This is a genomic window from Streptomyces sp. NPDC002851, from assembly GCF_053591935.1.
Genome location: NZ_JBSFUT010000027.1, coordinates 10,311 through 25,293 on the forward strand (window position 1 = coordinate 10,311; position 14,983 = coordinate 25,293).

The 14,983-nt window shown below is 71.0% G+C and carries 10 protein-coding genes; 7 read left to right on the forward strand and 3 right to left on the reverse strand.

Annotation, left to right across the window (positions count from 1 at the left end; genetic code table 11):
* The first annotated feature begins 89 nt into the window (after nucleotides 1-89).
* The 6 genes from ACWD10_RS25665 to ACWD10_RS25690 all read left to right on the forward strand — a co-directional run bounded on the left by ACWD10_RS25665 (nucleotide 90) and on the right by ACWD10_RS25690 (nucleotide 7,622).
* Complete coding sequence (locus ACWD10_RS25665) at nucleotides 90-932, forward strand: redox-sensing transcriptional repressor Rex (protein WP_451094867.1); 843 nt, start codon at nucleotides 90-92, stop codon at nucleotides 930-932.
* Complete coding sequence (locus ACWD10_RS25670) at nucleotides 929-2,596, forward strand: glutamyl-tRNA reductase (protein WP_451094869.1); 1,668 nt, start codon at nucleotides 929-931, stop codon at nucleotides 2,594-2,596. The genes ACWD10_RS25665 and ACWD10_RS25670 overlap by 4 nt, the downstream gene beginning before the upstream one ends.
* Entirely contained in the window at nucleotides 2,593-3,573 is a 981-nt protein-coding gene (hemC, locus tag ACWD10_RS25675) for a hydroxymethylbilane synthase (protein ID WP_451094871.1), read from the forward strand. Before ACWD10_RS25670 ends, hemC begins: the two co-directional genes overlap by 4 nt.
* The gene (locus ACWD10_RS25680; RefSeq protein WP_451094873.1) at nucleotides 3,570-5,234 is read left to right on the forward strand and encodes a uroporphyrinogen-III synthase; all 1,665 of its coding nucleotides are present in this window, start codon (nucleotides 3,570-3,572) and stop codon (nucleotides 5,232-5,234) included. The genes hemC and ACWD10_RS25680 overlap by 4 nt, the downstream gene beginning before the upstream one ends.
* 94 nt (nucleotides 5,235-5,328) lie before the next feature.
* Nucleotides 5,329-6,321: a porphobilinogen synthase gene (gene hemB, locus ACWD10_RS25685; protein WP_451094875.1), complete on the forward strand. Its 993-nt coding sequence runs from the start codon at nucleotides 5,329-5,331 to the stop codon at nucleotides 6,319-6,321.
* A gap of 80 nt (nucleotides 6,322-6,401) precedes the next feature.
* A complete protein-coding gene (locus tag ACWD10_RS25690; protein WP_451094877.1) occupies nucleotides 6,402-7,622 on the forward strand; it encodes an aminotransferase-like domain-containing protein in 1,221 nt (406 codons plus the stop codon).
* A 4-nt stretch (nucleotides 7,623-7,626) separates the two neighbouring features.
* On the opposite strand, the gene argS is transcribed toward ACWD10_RS25690, so the two are convergent.
* The gene (gene argS / locus ACWD10_RS25695) at nucleotides 7,627-9,393 is read right to left on the reverse strand and encodes an arginine--tRNA ligase (protein WP_451094879.1); all 1,767 of its coding nucleotides are present in this window, start codon (nucleotides 9,391-9,393) and stop codon (nucleotides 7,627-7,629) included.
* Between the two features lie 184 nt (nucleotides 9,394-9,577).
* On the opposite strand from argS, the gene lysS reads away from it, so the two are divergent.
* On the forward strand, nucleotides 9,578-11,317 hold the full coding sequence (gene lysS, locus ACWD10_RS25700) for a lysine--tRNA ligase (protein WP_451094881.1): 1,740 nt from the start codon (nucleotides 9,578-9,580) through the stop codon (nucleotides 11,315-11,317).
* A 144-nt stretch (nucleotides 11,318-11,461) separates the two neighbouring features.
* Here the strand turns inward: lysS and ACWD10_RS25705 are convergent, their stop codons facing one another.
* Together ACWD10_RS25705 and ACWD10_RS25710 are read right to left on the reverse strand one after the other, a co-directional pair.
* Complete coding sequence (locus ACWD10_RS25705) at nucleotides 11,462-13,048, reverse strand: oxidoreductase (protein WP_451094883.1); 1,587 nt, start codon at nucleotides 13,046-13,048, stop codon at nucleotides 11,462-11,464.
* Nucleotides 13,049-13,432: 384 nt separating this feature from the next.
* On the reverse strand, nucleotides 13,433-14,758 hold the full coding sequence (locus tag ACWD10_RS25710; protein WP_451094886.1) for a DUF2637 domain-containing protein: 1,326 nt from the start codon (nucleotides 14,756-14,758) through the stop codon (nucleotides 13,433-13,435).
* Nucleotides 14,759-14,983 lie beyond the last annotated feature (225 nt).

Here is a 14,983-nt window from a genome sequence, read left to right on the forward strand (position 1 = left end):
CACGCGTTCACAAAGACATAGCCTGCATTCGACGGGGCGGTCTGGGGACGTCTGGCCGCTCGCAGCCCCGCTCTACCCGCAGGAGCACCGTGGCAACTGGCCGAACTCACCGACCGGCGACCCGCAGCCGAGGGATTCCCGAGGCCACCGTCGCCCGGCTTCCGCTGTACCTCCGCGCCCTGACGGCACTGTCGGAGCGCTCGGTACCCACTGTCTCCTCCGAGGAGCTCGCGGCGGCCGCGGGGGTCAACTCCGCGAAGCTCCGCAAGGACTTCTCGTACCTCGGGTCCTACGGGACGCGGGGCGTGGGCTACGACGTCGAGTATCTCGTGTACCAGATCTCGCGCGAACTCGGGCTCACCCAGGACTGGCCGGTAGTGATCGTCGGTATCGGTAACCTCGGCGCCGCGCTTGCCAATTACGGCGGCTTCGCGTCCCGCGGCTTCCGGGTCGCCGCGCTGATCGACGCCGACCCGGCGATGACCGGGCAGTCGGTCGCCGGGATGGCGGTGCAGCACACCGACGACCTGGAGCGGATCATCACGGACAATGGCGTCTCGATCGGCGTGATCTCCACCCCGGCGGGCGCCGCCCAGCAGGTCTGCGAGCGGCTCGTGGCCGCCGGTGTGACCTCCATCCTCAACTTCGCGCCCACCGTGCTCTCGGTGCCCGAAGGCGTCGACGTACGCAAGGTGGACCTCTCCATCGAGCTCCAGATCCTCGCCTTCCACGAGCAGCGCAAGGCCGGCGAGGAGACCGCCCAGGACGCGGTCTCCGAGGCCGCGGCCGCCGGTGCCGTCACGGACGGAATCCCCGGCGCCGTCGTACCGCCCGCGCCCGCCGCCGCGCGCCCCGACAGCGCCGCGGGCACCGCGGAGCAGACCGATCGCAAGGGACCCGACGGGGATGTCCCCGCCGTGATGCCGGCATGAGCGTCCTCGTCGTCGGCCTCAGCCACCGCAGCGCCCCGGTGAGCGTCCTCGAACGGGCCGCCCTCACCGCCGACGCGCAGATCAAGCTGCTCCAGGACACGGTGGCGGCCGAGCCCGCCACCGAGGCGGCCGTGCTCGCCACCTGCAACCGCATCGAGCTCTACGCCGACGTGGACAAGTTCCACGCGGGCATCGCCGAGCTGTCCACCCTGCTCGCGCAGCACAGCGGGGTCGGGCTCGAGGAGCTCACGCCGTATCTGTACGTGCACTACGAGGACCGGGCCGTCCACCACCTGTTCTCGGTGGCCTGCGGGCTCGACTCCATGGTCGTCGGCGAGGGCCAGATCCTCGGGCAGATCAAGGACTCGCTCGCCCGCGCCCAGGAACTGCACACCGCCGGACGGCTGCTCAACGACCTCTTCCAGCAGGCGCTGCGGGTCGGCAAGCGGGCGCACTCCGAGACCGGGATCGACCGGGCCGGGCAGTCGCTCGTCACCTTCGGCCTCGAGCAGCTCGCCGCCGGTGCGGCCGTGGAGGAGTGGGCCGCCGGGAAGCGGGCCCTTGTGATCGGCGCCGGGTCGATGTCGTCGCTCGCGGCGGCGACGCTCGCGCGCGTCGGGGTCGCGGAGATCGCGGTCGCGAACCGTACGCCGGAGCGGGCGGAGCGGCTCGTGGAGATCCTCTCCGAGGGCGGTACGGGGGTAGCGGCGCGGGTCGGCTCGTTGGATTCCCTTGCGGAAGAACTGACACGAGTCGATGTCGTGGTGTCCTGCACGGGGGCCACGGGGCTCGTGCTGTCCGGGGAGGTTGTGGCCATGGCGGTCGCTGCCGGGGCCGACCCCGGCAGCCCCGAGGCTCCCAGCCTGCGGGCTCCCGACGGGAGCCTGGTGGCTCGGCTCGCCGCGGCCGCTGCGCGGGACGGGCGGATCGCCGATCGGGGCTCCGCGAATTCGGATGACCTTGCCCTGCACGGGACTTGGGCCGGAAACGGTGTGCTGCTCGATGACTCCGCGACGGGGTCGGAGTCGGCGGCCAGTTGCCCGGTACCGCAGGCGCAGCAGCTGGGCCAGCGGTCCCCGCAGCGGAGCGGTGGCGCCGCCACCCCCGGCACCCCCGTCCGTTCCGTCCCGCAGCAGCGGGACGGCGGCGACGTGAAGCTCGCGCTGCTCGATCTCGCCATGCCCCGCGACATCGACGGCGCGGTGCACCGGATTGACGGCGTGCGGCTTGTTGATATTGAGTCGTTGGCCGAGGCGTCCGCCGACGCTCCGATGGCCGCCGATGTCGATCAGGTGCGGAGCCTGGTCGCCGACGAGGTGGCCGCGTTCGGGGCCGCCCAGCGGGCCGCGCACATCACGCCGACCGTGGTGGCGCTGCGCACCATGGCCGCCGATGTCGTCGAGAACGAGATCGCGCGGCTGCACGGGCGCCTCCCCGACCTGGACGAACGCCAGCGGGCTGAGATGGCGCAGACCGTGCGCCGCGTCGTCGACAAGCTGCTGCACGCCCCGACCGTGCGCGTCAAGCAGCTGGCCGGCGAGCCCGGCGGCGCCGGGTACGCAGATGCCCTGCGTACCCTCTTCGACCTCGACCCGCAGACGGTGGCCGCTGTCTCCCAGGCGGATTCGAGCACCACCGATGAACCGAAGCGAGGGCGGTCATGACCGACAAGGCCCAGAAGGCGCTGCGCCTCGGCACCCGGCGCAGCAAGCTCGCCATGGCCCAGTCCGGGCATGTGGCCGAGGCCGTACGCCAGTTGACGGGGCGGGACGTCGAGCTCGTCGAGATCACGACGTACGGGGACACGTCCAAGGAGCAACTGGCGCAGATCGGCGGGACCGGCGTGTTCGTGACCGCGCTGCGCGACGCGCTGCTCCGCGGTGACGTGGACTTCGCCGTGCACTCGCTCAAGGACCTGCCGACGACACAGCCGGACGAACTGGTGCTCGCGGCCATTCCGCGGCGCGAGGACCCGCGTGACGTGCTGATCGCCCGGGACGGGCTGAGCCTCGCCGAGCTCACCGCCGCCACCGAGGGGGCCGTGCGCATCGGTACCGGCTCGCCCCGGCGCATGGCGCAGCTGAACGCCTGCGCGCGGGCCCAGGGGCTCCGTATCGAGACCGTGCCGATCCGGGGGAACATCGACACCCGCATCGGATTTGTACGCAGCGGGGAGCTGGACGCCGTGGTGCTTGCCGCGGCCGGGCTCGCCCGCATCGGCAGGACGGACGAGGTGACCGAGTTCCTCGCTCCCGACCACGTCCTGCCCGCCCCCGGCCAGGGGGCACTGGCGGTGGAGTGCCTCGCGGACAACGCGACGCTCGCCGCCACGCTCGCCGAGCTCGACGACCCGTACACGCGGGTCGCCGTGACCGCCGAGCGTTCCCTGCTCGCCGCCCTGGAGGCCGGCTGCAGCGCACCCGTAGGGGCGCTGGCCGACCTGCTGGCCGACGGACAGGTTGTCAAGGAAATGCGCCTGCGCGGCGTCGTCGGGGCGACCGACGGCTCGACGCTGGTGCAGCTGTCCACCACCGGTCCCGTACCCACCACCCAGGACCAGGCCGAAGCCCTTGGTCGCGAACTCGCGGCCGAGATGCTGGCCAAGGGTGCGGCCGGTCTGATGGGGGAGCGAGCACATTGAGCCCCACCACCTCTGTCCCTGCGGCGTCCCACTCCGGCGGGCACGTCACCTTCCTCGGCGCCGGACCCGGTGACCCCGGACTCCTCACGCTGCGCGCCGTCGAGGCGCTGGCCGGCGCGGACGTAGTGATCGCCGAGCCCGAAGTGCTCGACGTGGTGCGCGCACACGCGCGGCCCGGCGCCGAGATCCCGGGCGGCCCTGAGGGCACCCCGGAGCAGCCGGCGGCTGACGAGTCATCAACGCCCGCAAGTGTCGCCAATCTTGTCATGGCGGCCGCACGGGGCGGCAAGCGGGTCGTCCGTGCGGTGAGCGGTGACCCCGGCCTCGACACGGACGCCGGGGACGAGATGCTCGCCTGCGCCGCCGAGGGCATCCCCTTCGAGGTGGTGCCGGGCATCGCGGCCGCCGTGGGCGTGCCCGCGTACGCGGGTGTGCCGCTGCGCGACCCGGAGGGCGCCGATGTGCGGTTCGTCGACGCGCGGACGGCCTCGGAGCGCTGCTGGGGCGAGGTGGGCGCCTCCGACGGCACGGTGGTGGTCTCGGCGACCCTGGAGACCGTGGCCGCCGCGGCCGGTGAGCTGGTCTCCGGGGGCCGCAAGCCGGACACCCCGATGAGCGTCACCGTCGCCGGTACGACGACCCGGCAGCGCACCTGGAACGCCACGCTCGGCACCATCGCGCAGGTGCTCAAGCAGGCCAAGGTGCTGCCCTCGCCGCAGGGGCACCGGCCGGTCATAGCCGTGGTCGGTGAGCGCTCCGCCCCCGCCCGCCGTGACCAGCTCTCGTGGTTCGAGTCCAAGCCGCTGTTCGGCTGGCAGGTGCTCGTGCCACGCACCAAGGAGCAGGCGGCCTCGCTCTCCGACCAGCTCCTCTCGTACGGCGCCGTGCCGCACGAGGTCCCGACCATCGCGGTCGAGCCGCCCCGTACGCCGCAGCAGATGGAGCGGGCGGTCAAGGGTCTGGTCACCGGCCGCTACGAGTGGATCGCCTTTACGTCGGTCAACGCCGTGAAGGCCGTACGCGAGAAGTTCGAGGAGTACGGGCTCGACGCGCGGGCCTTCGCCGGGATCAAGGTCGCGGCGGTCGGCGAGCAGACCGCGAAGGCGCTGATCGCGTTCGGCGTGAAGCCGGATCTGGTGCCGAGCGGTGAGCAGTCCGCCGCCGGGCTGCTCGAGGACTGGCCGCCGTACGACCCCGTCTTCGACCCGATCGACCGGGTCTTCCTGCCGCGCGCCGACATCGCCACCGAGACGCTGGTCGCCGGGCTGATCGAGCTGGGCTGGGAGGTCGACGACGTCACGGCCTACCGGACCGTGCGGGCCTCGCCGCCGCCGGCCGAGACGCGGGAGGCGATCAAGGGCGGTGGCTTCGACGCCGTGCTCTTCACCTCTTCGTCGACGGTGCGGAATCTGGTGGGTATCGCCGGTAAGCCGCACAACGTGACCGTGATCGCCTGTATCGGGCCCGCGACGGCCAAGACCGCGGAGGAGCATGGGCTGCGGGTCGACGTGATGGCTCCGGAGCCGTCGGTGCACAAGTTGGCCGAGGCCCTCGCGGAGTTCGGTGCGGCGCGTCGGGCCGCGGCGCTCGAGGCCGGGGAGGCCGTGACGCGGCCGAGTGAGCGTCGGCCGGGGGCCCGGCGGAGACGGGCGGCGACGTAACGCGTCCCGGGCGGCGACGTAGCGCGTCCGGCAGCGCCCAAGGCCGACTCTCCGTCGGCAAAGGCATGGCGTGGGCGGGCGTAGCGTAGGCGGCATGACGAAGTACGGAGGTTTTCCGGGTTCGCGGCCGCGACGGCTGCGCACGACCCCCGCCATGCGGCGGATGGTGGCCGAGACGCGGGTGCATCCGGCCGATCTGATCCTGCCCGCCTTTGTGCGGGAGGGCGTCAGTGAGCCGGTGCCGATTCAGGCCATGCCGGGCGTGGTGCAGCACACTCGGGACACCCTGCGGAAGGCGGCCGTCGAGGCGGTCGAGGCCGGGGTGTCCGGGATCATGCTGTTCGGCGTGCCCGAGGACGCCAAGAAGGACGGGGCGGGCACGGCCGGTACCGACCCGGACGGGATTCTGCAGGTCGCGCTCCGCGATGTGCGGGCCGAGGTCGGTGACGAGCTGGTCGTCATGTCCGACCTGTGCCTGGACGAGTACACCGATCACGGGCACTGCGGCGTGCTCGACAGCCAGGGGCGCGTCGACAACGACGCCACGCTCGAGCGGTACGCCGAGATGGCGCAGGTCCAGGCGGACGCGGGCGCCCATGTGGTGGGCCCCAGCGGCATGATGGACGGCCAGGTCGGCGTCGTCCGGGACGCCCTCGACCAGACCGGCCACGAGGACGTCGCGATCCTCGCGTACACCGCCAAGTACTCCTCGGCCTTCTACGGTCCCTTCCGCGAGGCCGTCGGCTCCTCCCTCACGGGCGACCGCAAGACCTACCAGCAGGACCCCGCCAACGCACGGGAGTCCATGCGGGAGTTGGCGCTCGACCTCGAAGAGGGCGCCGACATGGTGATGGTCAAGCCCGCCGGTCCCTACCTCGACATCCTCGCCAGGGTCGCCGAGGCGGTCGACGTGCCGGTGTCCGCGTACCAGATCTCCGGCGAGTACGCGATGGTCGAGGCCGCCGCCGAGAAGGGCTGGATCGACCGGGACAAGGCGATCCTTGAGACCCTCACGGGGATCAAGCGGGCGGGTGCCGGCACCATCCTGACGTACTGGGCGGTGGAGGCCGCGAAGCGGCTGCGCTGAACCACGCGGATGCGGGGGCTCCGTGTCCGTATCTCGAAATGGTGCTTGTAGGCGGCACGTACATGCTTACGCTGCCGTGCATGACCGTTGACGCGCCCGTCGCCACCGCCGCCCTCGTGCCCCCACTCGCCGCCCGTGCCACCGCCGTCGGTGGTTCTCCCGTGCGGGACATTCTCGCGGTCACCGCGCGGCCCGAGGTGATCAACTTTGCGGGTGGGTTGCCCGCGCCCGAGCTGTTCGACACCCGGGCCGTCGCCGCCGCCTATCAGGCCGTGCTCGACGCGCCCGGCAGTGCCGAGCGGGCGTTGCAGTACTCCACGACCGAGGGCGAGCCGGACCTCCGTACCGCCATCGCCGCGCGCACCACCGCGCGCGGGCTCGCCACCGGGGCCGACGACCTGCTCATCACCAGCGGCTCGCAGCAGGCGCTCTCGCTGCTCGCGACCGCGCTGATCGAGCCCGGCGACACCGTGCTCGTCGAAGACCCCTGTTATCTCGCGGCACTTCAGGTCTTCGCCTTCGCGGGGGCGCGGGTCGTGCCCGTGGCGGGGGACGGGGACGGGATCGATCCCGAGGCGCTCGACGCCGCTGTGGCCGCGCACGCTGCTGGCCGGTCGAAGTTTCTCTACACCGTGCCCACCTTCCAGAACCCCACCGGGCGGACGCTGCCCGTCGAGCGCCGTCGGGCCATCGCCGGGATCGCCGCTCGGCGTGGGTTGTGGATCGTCGAGGACGACCCGTATGGGGAGCTGCGGTTCGAGGGGGAGCGGGTGCCGTGGATCGCCTCGTACGAGGAAGTCGCCGACCGGGCCGTGCTGTTGGGCAGCTTCTCGAAGATCATGGCGCCGGGGATGCGGCTCGGCTGGCTGCGCGCGCCCGCCGCGCTGCGCCGTGCCTGTGCGGTCGCCAAGCAGGCCGCCGATCTGCACGCCCCGACCGTCAACCAGCTTGCCGCGGCACGGTACTTGGCCGACTACGACCTCGACGCGCATGTGGCCCGGGTGGCCGCCGCGTACGGGGAGCGCCGGGACGCCATGCTCGCGGGGCTGCCCGACGCGCTGCCCGATGGTTCCACGTGGAACCGGCCCGAGGGCGGCATGTTCCTGTGGGTCCGGCTGCCCGAGGGGCGCGATGCCTCCGCCCTGGCCCGGCGGGCCGTCGCCGAGAACGTGGCGTACGTGCCCGGGGCGCCGTTCTACGTCGGCGCCCCGGACCCGGCCACGCTGCGGCTCTGCTTCGTGACCCAGACCCCGGACGAGATCGGGGAGGGGCTGCGGCGCCTCGGGCGGGCGCTCGCCTGAGTGGTCAGAGGCGCTCGGGGGTGCGGATGCCGAGCAGGGCCATGCCCTGGTGCAGGGTGCGGGCCGTGAGGTCGCAGAGGAAGAGACGGTTCTCGACCTGCTGCGGCGTCTCGGCCTTCAGGACCGGGCACTTGTCGTAGAACGTCGTGTACAGCGACGCCAGCTGGTAGAGGTACGCGGCCAGCTTGTGCGGCGCGTACTCCGCCGTGGCCTCCGCCAGGAGTTCGCCGAACGCGTCCAGGTGCAGGCCCAACGCCCGCTCCGCGGGGGCGAGTTCGAGCTCCGGGTGGGCGGCCGGGGCCGCGCCCTCCGCCTTGCGCAGGATCGACCTGATCCGGGCGTACGCGTACTGCAGGTACACGCTCGTGTCGCCGTGCAGCGAGACCATCTGGTCCAGGTCGAACTTGTAGTCCCGGCTCGGCGAGGTCGACAGGTCCGCGTACTTCACGGCGCCGATCCCGACGTACCGCCCGTTCTCGACGATCTCCGCCTCGCTCAGGCCCACCTTCTCGGCCTTCTCGCGCACGACCGCCGTGGCCCGCTCCACGGCTTCGTCGAGCAGGTCCTCCAGGCGTACGGTCTCGCCTTCACGGGTCTTGAACGGCTTGCCGTCCGCGCCGAGCACGGTGCCGTAGCCCATGTTGTGCGCGGTGACCTCGTCGCCGAGCCAGCCCGCCCGGCGGGCCGTCTCGAAGACCATCTTGAAGTGCAGGGACTGGCGTACGTCCACGACGTAGAGCAGGGTCGTGGCGTCCAGGTCGAAGACGCGGTTGCGGATCGCGGAGAGGTCGCTCGCCGCGTAGCCGAAGCCGCCGTCCGCCTTCTGCACGATCAGCGGCACCGGCTGGCCGTCCTGGCCCTTGATGTCGTCGAAGAACACGACGAGGGCGCCCTCGGAGCGCACGGCGACGCCGGACTCCTCAAGGAGCCGGGCCGTCTCCGCCATCATGTCGTTGTACGCGGACTCGCCGACGATTTCGTCGTCCCGGACCTCCATGTCCAGCTTCCCGAAGACCGAGTAGAAGTAGACCTTCGACTCGTCCACGAACTGCTGCCACAGCTCAAGGGTCTCCTTGTCGCCGGACTGGAGGGCGACGACCCGCTTGCGGGCCCGTTCCTTGAACGCGTCGTCGGCGTCGAAGACGGCGCGCGCCGCCTTGTAGACCCGGTTCAGGTTCGACATGGCCTGCTCGCCGTCGACCTCGTCCGGCGGGGCCAGCTCGCCGGGGTTCTCGATCAGGTGCTGGATCAGCATGCCGAACTGGGTGCCCCAGTCGCCGATGTGGTGCCGCCCGATCGTCTTCTCGCCGGTGAAGTCGAGCATGCCGCGCAGGGCGTCACCGATGACCGCCGAGCGCAGGTGGCCGACGTGCATCTCCTTCGCCACGTTCGGCTGGGCGTAGTCGATGACCGTGACGCCCGGGTTCTCCTTCAGGGGTACGCCGAGGCGGCCGGAGTCGTCGGTGGCGCGGGCCGCGAGCGTCTCGGTGATCGCCTTGTCGGTGATCGTGATGTTCAGGAAGCCGGGGCCGGAGACCTCGATCTCCTGGAATACGTCCCCCCGCACCACCTGGTCGACGACCTGCGTCGCCAGCTCCCGCGGGTTGCCCTTCAGCTTCTTGGCGAGCGCCAGGACCCCGTTGGCCTGGAAGTCGGCCCGGTCGCTACGTCGCAGCAGCGGGTCGGCGGCACCGGCCTCCGGCAGGGCTGCCGAAAGGGCTTCAGCCAAGCGCTGGTGGACGTTCGAGGCGATCGAGGTGACCGGGGCCATGAGGTGCCGTTCCTGTCTTGGTAGGGAGGAAGTGACGCTGCGATTCTCCCATGCGGGTGGGCCCGGCTTCCGCCCGATAAAGCGGTGCCCCGCGACGGGGGCGATGGAACGGCGGACGGGGTGGTTCCGTCTGGGACAATGGCTGATGCAAGCCCTGTGACCAAGCCTAGGAATCAAAGAGGACGTGCCGATCGTGGCTCAGAGCACCGAGACCACCGACTGGGTCTCCCGTTACGCGGACGACGTGATTGCCGAGTCGGAGCGCCGTGCCCCGGGCAAACCTGTCGTCGTCGCGTCCGGGCTCTCTCCCTCCGGCCCGATCCACCTGGGCAACCTGCGCGAGGTCATGACCCCGCACCTGGTCGCCGACGAGATCCGCCGCCGTGGATACACCGTGCGCCACGTCCTGTCCTGGGACGACTACGACCGGTACCGCAAGGTCCCCAAGGGCGTCGACGGCGTCGACGAGTCCTGGGAGCAGCACATCGGCAAGCCGCTGACCTCGGTGCCCGCGCCGAGCGGCTCTCCGTACGCGAGCTGGGCCGAGCACTTCAAGGCCGCCATGGCGGAGTCCCTGGCGCAGCTCGGCGTCGAGTACGACGGGATCAGCCAGACCGAGCAGTACACCTCGGGCGCGTACCGCGAGCAGATCCTGTTCGCGATGAAGCACCGCGGCGAGATCGACGCCGTGCTCGCGCAGTACCGCACCAAGCCGAAGCCGCAGAAGAAGCAGTCGCAGAAGCCGGTCGATGAGGCCGAGCTGGAGGCCGCCGAGGGCTCGGGCGCCGCGAGCGAGGACGACGGCTCCGGCTCGGGCAGGGAGTACTTCCCGTACAAGCCGTACTGCGCCGCCTGCGAGAAGGACCTGACGACGGTCACGGCGTACGACGACGAGACCACCGAGCTGGCGTACGTCTGCCAGTGCGGGCACAGCGAGACGGTGAAGCTGACCGAGTACGACCGCGGCAAGCTGGTCTGGAAGGTCGACTGGCCGATGCGCTGGGCGTACGAGGGCGTGATCTTCGAGCCGTCCGGCGTGGACCATTCATCCCCGGGCTCGTCGTTCCAGGTCGGCGGCCAGATCGTGGGGATCTTCGGCGGCAAGCAGCCGATCGGCCCGATGTACGCCTTCGTGGGCATCTCCGGCATGGCCAAGATGTCGTCCTCGAAGGGCGGCGTGCCGACCCCGGCCGACGCGCTGCAGATCATGGAGCCGCAGCTGCTGCGCTGGCTCTACGCCCGGCGCAAGCCCAACCAGGCCTTCAAGATCGCCTTCGACCAGGAGATCCAGCGGCTCTACGACGAGTGGGACAAGCTGGAGGCCAAGGTCGCCGACGGTTCCGTGCTTCCGGCGGACGCCGCGGCCCACACCCGGGCCGTGCGCACCGCCGCCGGTGAGCTGCCGCGCACCCCGCGCCCGCTGCCGTACCGCACGCTCGCCTCGGTCGCGGACATCACGGCCGGTGCCGAGGACCAGACACTGCGGATCCTCTCCGAGCTCGACCCGGCCGACCCGCTGTCCGACCTCGACGCGGTCCGGCCGCGGCTCGACCGCGCCGAGGCCTGGATCAACACCCAGGTCCCGGCCGACCAGCGCACCATCGTGCGCGCGGAGCCGGACACCGAGCTGCTCGGCTCGCTCGACGACGCCGCCCGCGAGTCGATCCGGCTGCTGCTCGACGGGCTCGACGAGCACTGGTCCCTGGACGGCCTGACGCACCTGGTCTACGGCGTCCCGAAGGTCCAGGCGGGCTTCTCCGCCGACGCGGGCCCGAAGGAACTCCCGCCGGAGATCAAGAAGGCCCAGCGCTCGTTCTTCGCGCTGCTCTACCAGCTCCTGGTGGGGCGGGACACCGGGCCGCGTCTGCCCACGCTGCTGCTTGCCGTGGGGGCGGAGCGGGTGCGGAAGCTGCTTGGGGCCTGAGCCTGAGGGTCGCTCGCTGCTACTGATTACGTGATGGGTTCCGCTTCGGCTTCCGCTTCGGCTTCCGCGTCCGGGGCCGTCTGGTAGCGGACGCGGAACTCGCGTACGTACGGCGCCCAGGGGCGGGCCGGGCTCATTGGTTCGCTATTGGCGGCTGATCGCCCGTGAGATGCCGGCGGCGACGGTCGTGGCCAGGATCCACCCGGCAGCGGTCAGCCCGTAGGCGAGCCATTGCCCAGTGCCTTGTGGTGCGAAGGCGGAGTCCTGTCCGAAGGCGGTGATCGGGACGAGCAGGTCGAGCGTGTAGAAGACGGCGTTGAATGGTGGTGCCTTCTCCGCTTCGAGGGGCGCGGGGGGATGCGCTCCGAAGAAGAGTGCGCCGCAGGCGAGTAGAGCCATGAGCCAGAGGCCGGCGCGGAGTGGCCGGTAGCCGTAGCCGACGGTTGCGTCCTGGACGTAGCCCCAGACGCGGGTATGCAGGGGGAGCATGGCACGGCGATGGCGTTGCTTGGCGAGGAGCACCGTGCGTGCTTCGTCCTCGTGTCCAAGCCGTCGGTAGGCGGTTGCGAGCTGCTCGTACGGCTGCGGGAGGTAGCCCGCGGTGCTGCGCCGGAGCCAGTCGAGCCGTTCGGCGGCTGGCAGCGGGAAAGCGAGGGCGTCGTAGGTGGTCTCGGCCAGCCGGAGGTCGGCGGGCCAGGTGTCCGGGGTGTCGTACAGGGTGCCCAGCTGGGCGTTACTTGCATCGACGGTGCCGTCGATCGGCTGCCGGGCGCGCAGATCGGTCTCGCGCGCTTGGGCCAGCCGCAGGGACAGGGCAATGCCTCCGGGGTTCGTCAGCGTGGCGTGGCGGAAGCTGAGCTGCGTACCGATGCGGCTGCCGTCGAGTTTGATGCCGCCGTCGACGGTGAGGCCCTGGCCGAGGTCGAAGTTGCGGGCGACGCTGACGTCGATGGCCTCCAGCGCGACGTCGCCGGCGTTGCTCAACCGGGCGCCGCAGAAGCCGATCGCCGCCGCGACCGTGGCACCGGAGAGGATGATCCGCCCCTCGGCGCTGAAACCCGGGTGGAAGGTGAAATCCTCGGTGATCTGGACGTGGTAGGCGTCCAGGGCGTGGCCGCCCGGGTTGCTCAAGGAGGCGCTCTCCAAGTCGAACTCGCCGGAGATGGTGGCGCCGGAGAGGCGGAATGCTCCCTGGACGGCCAGGTTGGTGCACAGCACGTCGCCGCCCGCGATGAGGCGGACTGCCGATATCGCCTTGGCCCCGGGCGCGGTGATCACGGTGTCGCGGAGGTCCAGGTCGCTGTGGATCTGAGCGCGGGTGAGTACGAGGGGTCCGGCCAGGTGGCAGCGGGACAGGACGAGCCGGCCGTCGATCTGGGCCGTGTCGGCGGCGAGACCTGGCAGGGCGCATCCGGTGAGGACCAGCTCACGGATCCTGGTGCCCCCGAGCAAGGGCATTTCGTCGAAGCGGCACTCGTCCAGGACGACCGGCACGGCAATCTCGGCGAATCGCAGATCCAGCATGCCGGTGATGCGGGCACCGGTCAGGCGCAGTGCCGGGAGGTCGGCCGGGGCGGCATCGGTGTCGGCACCCAGCAGCAGCGCCGCAATGACCTCGGCCCGTACTGCGGGTTCCGCCGCTGACGAATCGTCGCGGACATCGACGGCAACGCCCTGGGCGAAGGAGTTCCACAACTGACGTTCAGGAGCATTGAGTTCGTCGATACGCATGACCGACGATCTTCCTGGTACGGGCCCGCCCAGGACAACACCCGACGAAGCCAGGACCCCACGGACGAGGCAGCCAGGGGCATACCGGTGCGAGGCACAATCCTTCACGAAGCTCCGGTCAGATCATTGAAAATCCCCGGTCCGCTTTCGCCGCACGGTTCTGACGAGCAGCGCGCGCGGCACCCCGGCGAGGGCTGCTGTACCGGACGGAATCACAGAGCCAGTGATCTTCCGCGAGAAAGCGAAGCTACACAGCCTGGAAACCGGCTGAGGAACGCGGGCGCCGCACACGTTCTGTCGGATCTTGCCGATACCGGCTTGCTGCTCAAGCTCGTACGTGGTGACGCGCGGTGATGTGCGGTGACGGTCTGAGCTGTCGTTGCGCTACGCGATGTGTTCCGCGTCGGCGTCCAGGTCCTGCTGGTAGCGGTCGCGGAAGTTGCGGAGGTAGGGGCGGAGGGTGCCCTCGGTGAGGGGGCCGCCGGACTGGCCGGTGACGCCGTAGAGGTCCATCAGGTAGAGGCTGAATTGGCGGGCGTTGGGGAAGTCGCCGTGTTCGCTGACGTACTTGTGGAACGCCGAGAAGTACGCCTCCTCGCGGGAGACGTCGTCGGGGAGCGTGGCTGTGTCTTCGGTGGGCACTTCAGGGATCTCGTTGGCGATGGGCGCTTGGGGCGCTTGGGGCGCTTGGGGCGCTTCCTCGGGTGTCTCGGGCGACCGCGGTCCTGGGAAGGCCAGCGGGCGGGTGCGGCCGGGGCCTGCTGGTATGGGGAAGGCGCGGTCTGCCTGGCCGGAGTCGTCGGAGGGCGGCTGGTATGTGGGGTCGTAGTCGCCTTCGTACGTCTGTGGGTCGGGCTCTGCCGCGAACCAGGGGTTGCCCTCGGGGTCCGCATGCTGATCGGGGTGATCGTGTTCGGGTTGTGGCTCGGCGGCCAGGGCCAGTTGCGGGTGCTCCTGGCGTTGTATCTGCTCGGCGTGGTCCGGGTTCGGCTTCGGGGCCGGGGCCGGGGGTAGCAGAGCCGGTTCGATGCCCGCGGCGGCCAGGCCCTCCGGTGCGGTCTGGGCGAGGGGGACGCCGTAGCGGGCCAGGCGCAGCGGCATCAGGGACTCGACCGGGGCCTTGCGGCGCCAGCCGCGGCCGAAGCGGGAGCGTAGGCGGGCCTGGTAGACGAGGCGTTCCTGCTCGAGCTTGATGACCTGCTCGTACGAGCGGAGTTCCCACAGCTTCATGCGGCGCCAGAGCAGGAAGGTGGGGACGGGCGAGAGCATCCAGCGCGTGAGGCGTACGCCCTCCATGTGCTTGTCGGCCGTGATGTCCGCGATTCGGCCGATGGCGTGCCGGGCGGCCTCGACGGCGACGACGAAAAGGACCGGGATGACCGCGTGCATGCCGACGCCGAGCGGATCGGGCCAGGCCGCGGCGCCGTTGAAGGCGATGGTGGCGGCGGTGAGTAGCCACGCGGTCTGGCGCAGCAGCGGGAAGGGGATCCGGATCCAGGTCAGGAGCAGGTCGAGAGCGAGGAGGACGCAGATACCCGCGTCGATGCCGATCGGGAAGAAGTAGGAGAACTCCCCGAAGCCCTTCTTCTCGGCGAGTTCGCGCACGGCCGTGTACGAACCGGCGAAGCCGATTGCGGCGATGACGACGGCACCGGCGACGACCACCCCGATGAGTATCCGGTGTGTGCGTGTCAGCTGCATCGCGGCCACCGCGAACCCCTCCCTGCTCGGTAATTGCGAGCGACAGCCTGGCACATGCGTGCGGGGGCACGGGGGGCGGTACGTCCAGACCCTGGTCGGAGACGGAGACGGAGACGGAGACGGAGACGGAGACGGAGACGGAGACGGAGACGGGGACGCGGCAGTCCCCGCCTTTACCCGGCTCGGCTTCACTCAGGTGCCGCTAGAGCACCCGGCCCATAAGGCGCGGAAGGA

Coding starts and splice junctions, on each gene's coding strand:
- argS (WP_451094879.1), bottom strand. CDS start 9,393: ATGGCCCCGGTCACCTCGATCGCCTCGAACGTCCACCAGCGCTTGGCT.
- ACWD10_RS25670 (WP_451094869.1), top strand. CDS start 929: ATGAGCGTCCTCGTCGTCGGCCTCAGCCACCGCAGCGCCCCGGTGAGC.
- ACWD10_RS25705 (WP_451094883.1), bottom strand. CDS start 13,048: ATGCGTATCGACGAACTCAATGCTCCTGAACGTCAGTTGTGGAACTCC.
- ACWD10_RS25690 (WP_451094877.1), top strand. CDS start 6,402: ATGACCGTTGACGCGCCCGTCGCCACCGCCGCCCTCGTGCCCCCACTC.
- hemB (WP_451094875.1), top strand. CDS start 5,329: ATGACGAAGTACGGAGGTTTTCCGGGTTCGCGGCCGCGACGGCTGCGC.
- hemC (WP_451094871.1), top strand. CDS start 2,593: ATGACCGACAAGGCCCAGAAGGCGCTGCGCCTCGGCACCCGGCGCAGC.